We start from the raw sequence: 4,100 nt of genomic DNA on the forward strand, positions 1-4,100 counted from the left end.
CTACGAGTTCTCACAAACCGGCATGATCGACGATGGCTTCTTCGTGTCCTGACCTGCGTCGGAGCGAGCTGGGTCGGCCGCCCACCGTCAGCCCACGGGCCGCAACTGATCACAAAAGTCGGGTTGGAGTACTAGGCCAGGGGAGCGGCGGGGGGCGGCGCCCGCGGGGGGTCCCGCCGCGGCCCGTACGATGACATCACGTCGACGCGGCGATGCGTCCGGTCCCGATCGTCCGCCCGGGGCGCCCCAGGGGTGCATCCGGCCTCTCCCGGTTCCGGTTCCCGCATCCGTCGCGGCGCCCAGGACCAGTCACGGGCCCCGTGCCCACCGCCTACGAAGGGGCCACACGCCATGGCGATCACTCGGGGCGAGGTGGCTCACCTCGCCCGCTTGGCGCGGGTGTCGGTGACCGGCGACGAGCTCGACGCGCTGGCACCGCAGCTCGAGGCGATCCTGTCCGCGGTCGCCCGAGTCTCCGAGATCGCCGCCGCGGACATCCCGCCGACCAGCCACGCCGTGCCGTTGACCAACGTCTTCCGGCCGGACACCATCTGCCCGTCGCTGCCCGTCACCGAGGCCCTGGCCGGTGCCCCCGCCACCGAGGACGGGCGGTTCCGGGTGCCCCGCATCCTCGATCCGGACGAATGAGGTCGCCGCCCGCATGACGGAGAACATGACGGAGAACCCGACACCTCCCGGCACGACCGACGTCGTGCGCCTGTCCGCCGCCGCGACGGCGGCCGCGATCGCCGCCGGCAGGCTGAGCGCCGTCGAGGCGACCCGGGCGGCGTTGGACCGCATCGCCAAGGTCGACGAGACCGTCCACGCCTTCCTGCACGTGGACGCCGACGGCGCGCTCGCCGCGGCCCGGTCGGTCGACGACCGGCGCGCGGCCGGGGAGCGCCTCGGGCCGCTCGCCGGGGTGCCGTTGGCGCTCAAGGACGTCTTCACCACCCGAGGGATGCCCACCACCTGCGGCAGCCGCATCCTTGAGGGTTGGCACCCCCCGTACGACGCCACGGTGGTGAGCCGGCTGCGGGCCGCGGACGTCGTCCTGCTGGGTAAGGCCAACATGGACGAGTTCGCCATGGGCTCGTCAACCGAGAACTCGGCGTTCGGGCCGACCCGCAACCCCTGGGATGTCACCCGCATCCCCGGCGGCAGCAGCGGCGGCAGCGCCGCGGCCGTCGCCGCCTTCGAGGCGCCGCTCGCCCTCGGCACCGACACGGGCGGTTCCATCCGTCAGCCGGCCGCCGTCTGCGGTCTGGTCGGGGTCAAGCCCACCTACGGCGGGGTCAGCCGCTACGGGCTGGTCGCCTTCTCCAGCTCGCTGGACCAGGCCGGCCCGCTGGCCCGCACGGTGACCGACGCGGCGTTGCTGCACGCCGCGATTGCCGGCCACGATCCTCTGGACTCCACGAGCGTCGACGCGCCGGTTCCCGCGGTCGTGGCGGCGGCACGGCAGCGCGACATCCGCGGTATGCGGGTCGGCGTGGTCCGCGAGTTCGCCGGCGACGGGTACGACCCGGGGGCCGAGGCCGCCTTCGCTGCCGCGGTCGAGGCGCTGACGGGCCTGGGCGCCCAGGTCATCGAGGTGAGCTGCCCGCACTTCAGCTACGCGCTGCCCGCCTATTACCTGATCGCGCCCAGCGAGTGCTCGTCGAACCTGGCTCGCTTCGACGCGATGCGCTTCGGGCTGCGGATCGGCGACGACGGCCGGGCCGGGGCCGAGGAGGTCATGAGCCGCACCCGCGAGGCCGGTTTCGGCCCGGAGGTGAAGCGGCGGATCATCCTGGGCACCTACGCCCTGTCCTCGGGGTACTACGACGCCTACTATGGCCAGGCGCAGAAGGTCCGTACGCTGATCAGCCGCGACTTCACCGCCGCGTTCGAGCAGGTCGACGTCCTGGTCTCGCCCACTACCCCGACGCCGGCCTTCCCACTGGGCGCGAAGGTCGATGATCCGGTGGCCATGTACCTGTCGGACCTGTGCACGATCCCGTCCAACCTCGCGGGCGGCCCGGCGATGAGCCTGCCGTCCGGGCTCGTGGACGGGCTGCCGGTGGGTATCCAGATCATGGCGCCGCCGTTCGCCGACGACCGGCTCTACCGGGTCGGCGGGGCGCTGGAGGAGGCGTTGGACGCCGAACGCGGCCATCCGCTGCTCGACGAGGTCCCGGCGCTGTGAGCGGGCGCCCGGCAGTCTCGCGGGTCATCCGTGTTCCGGGGGTGGCGGCCGCGGTGACGGGCCGCCGGCCGCGAGGGAAGGGCGGGAAACGGCGATGGTGAGCCTGCGCAGCGGCCGGCAGGACCGGTTCCTGGTGGGCGTGGTGTGGCTGCTCACCGTGCTGGTGCTGGGCCTCGGTATCGCCACGCTCAACCCGGTCCTGCTCCTCTGGGGAGTGCTCGGCCTACCGGCCGCGGTGTTCCTCACCTACGTGCACGTCCGCGACACCCGCCCATCCAGCGATCCATGAGGAGTTCATCCGGTGAGCACAGTGGCTCCCGCCGGCGCGCTGCCGTCCTACTCCGACGTTCTGGCCCGCTACGAGCCGGTGATCGGCTTGGAGACGCACGTCGAACTCGGCACCGCTTCCAAAATGTTCTGCGGCTGCGCGACGGCCTTCGGTGCCGAGCCTAACACCCAGGTCTGCCCGGTGTGCCTCGGGCTGCCGGGTTCCCTGCCGGTGGTGAACGAGGCGGCGGTGCGTTTCGCGGTCATGATCGGACTCGCGTTGCACTGTGAGACCGCGTCGTGGTGCCGGTTCGCGCGCAAGAACTACTTCTATCCCGACATGCCGAAGAACTTCCAGATCAGCCAGTACGACGAGCCGCTGTGCACGAACGGCTGGCTCGACGTGGAGGTCGAGGGCGAGGTGCACCGGGTGGGCATCACCCGGGTGCACATGGAGGAGGACACCGGCAAGTCGCTGCACGTCGGCGGCGCCACCGGCCGCATCCACGGCGCCACCCACTCGCTGGTCGACTACAACCGGGCCGGCATCCCGCTCGTGGAGATCGTGACCGAACCGGACGTGCGTTCCCCCGAGGTGGCCCGGGCCTACGTGGACGAGTTGCGGGAACTGATCCGGGCGCTCGGCGTCTCCGACGTCCGGATGGAGCAGGGATCGCTGCGCTGCGACGCCAACGTCTCGCTGCGCCCGCGGCCGGCGCCCGGCGGCCCGGACGCTCCCTTCGGTACCCGCACCGAGACGAAGAACCTCAATTCGCTGCGGTCGGTGGAACGCGCGGTGCGCTACGAGATCACCCGGCAGGTCGCGTTGCTCGACGACGGCCGGCGCATCATCCAGGAGACCCGCCACTTCGACGAGGCGTCGGGCCGCACCTCGTCGGGCCGGTCCAAGGAGGAGGCCACCGACTACCGGTACTTCCCGGAGCCGGACCTCACCCCGTTGGCCCTGCCCGCGGAATACGTCGAGCGGCTGCGGGCTGGCCTGCCGGAGCTGCCCGCGGCGCGCCGGGCCCGGCTGATCGCCGAGCACGGCTACACCGCGCGGGATCTGCAGGACCTGCGCAATGCCGCGGTCCTCGACCTGGTCGAGGAGACCGTCGCCGCCGGCGCGGCCCCGGCGACCGCCCGTAAGTGGTGGCTCAACGAGCTGGCCAGGCGTGCCTCGGACGCCGGTCTCCAGCCGCGCGATCTTAAGATCACCCCGGCCGATGTCGCCCGGATCACCGCGCTGGTGGCCGCGGGTGAGCTCACCGACGCGCTGGCCCGCAAGGTCATCGACGGGGTGCTCGCCGGTGAGGGCGCGCCCGACGAGGTGATCGCCGGCCGTGGGCTGGCGATCGTCGCGGACGACGGCGCGCTCACTGCGGCCGTCGACGCGGCGCTCCTCGGCGCCCCCGACATTGCCGAGAAGGTCCGCGGCGGCAAGGTGAACGCCGTCGGCCCGCTGGTGGGCGCGGTGATGAAGGCGATGAAGGGCCAGGCGGACGCGGCGACCGTGCGGCGACTGCTGCTGGAGCGCCTCGGCATTTCCTGACACCGCTTCCCGGCCCTCGCCTTCCCCTGCCCTCGCTTTCCCGGCCCTCGCCCGCCCGATCCCCGATTTGTCGTATTTCAGATGGTTCGCAGG

General features: G+C 72.3%; 4 protein-coding genes. All 4 read left to right on the forward strand.

Going from position 1 to position 4,100, the window contains the following annotated elements:
- The first annotated feature begins 351 nt into the window (after nucleotides 1-351).
- The 4 genes from gatC (at nucleotide 352) to gatB (ending at nucleotide 4,007) form a co-directional block, all read left to right on the forward strand.
- Nucleotides 352-648 carry an Asp-tRNA(Asn)/Glu-tRNA(Gln) amidotransferase subunit GatC gene (gene gatC, locus AC08OQ_RS18095; RefSeq protein ID WP_462188741.1) on the forward strand — a complete coding sequence of 99 codons (297 nt, stop codon included), beginning with the start codon at nucleotides 352-354 and terminating at the stop codon, nucleotides 646-648.
- Between the two features lie 13 nt (nucleotides 649-661).
- Nucleotides 662-2,188, forward strand: coding sequence for an Asp-tRNA(Asn)/Glu-tRNA(Gln) amidotransferase subunit GatA (gatA, locus tag AC08OQ_RS18100; protein ID WP_476605820.1), 1,527 nt, complete (start codon nucleotides 662-664; stop codon nucleotides 2,186-2,188).
- Between the two features lie 94 nt (nucleotides 2,189-2,282).
- Complete coding sequence (locus AC08OQ_RS18105; RefSeq protein ID WP_476602204.1) at nucleotides 2,283-2,477, forward strand: hypothetical protein; 195 nt, start codon at nucleotides 2,283-2,285, stop codon at nucleotides 2,475-2,477.
- A 12-nt stretch (nucleotides 2,478-2,489) separates the two neighbouring features.
- The gene (gene gatB, locus AC08OQ_RS18110; RefSeq protein WP_476602205.1) at nucleotides 2,490-4,007 is read left to right on the forward strand and encodes an Asp-tRNA(Asn)/Glu-tRNA(Gln) amidotransferase subunit GatB; all 1,518 of its coding nucleotides are present in this window, start codon (nucleotides 2,490-2,492) and stop codon (nucleotides 4,005-4,007) included.
- The last annotated feature ends 93 nt before the right edge of the window (nucleotides 4,008-4,100 follow it).

Source organism: Frankia sp. CcCS3, from assembly GCF_977927575.1.

Excerpts from the sequence above, each read along its gene's own strand:
- gatC (WP_462188741.1), top strand. The coding sequence starts at position 352 with ATGGCGATCACTCGGGGCGAGGTGGCTCACCTCGCCCGCTTGGCGCGG.
- gatA (WP_476605820.1), top strand. The coding sequence starts at position 662 with ATGACGGAGAACATGACGGAGAACCCGACACCTCCCGGCACGACCGAC.
- AC08OQ_RS18105 (WP_476602204.1), top strand. The coding sequence starts at position 2,283 with ATGGTGAGCCTGCGCAGCGGCCGGCAGGACCGGTTCCTGGTGGGCGTG.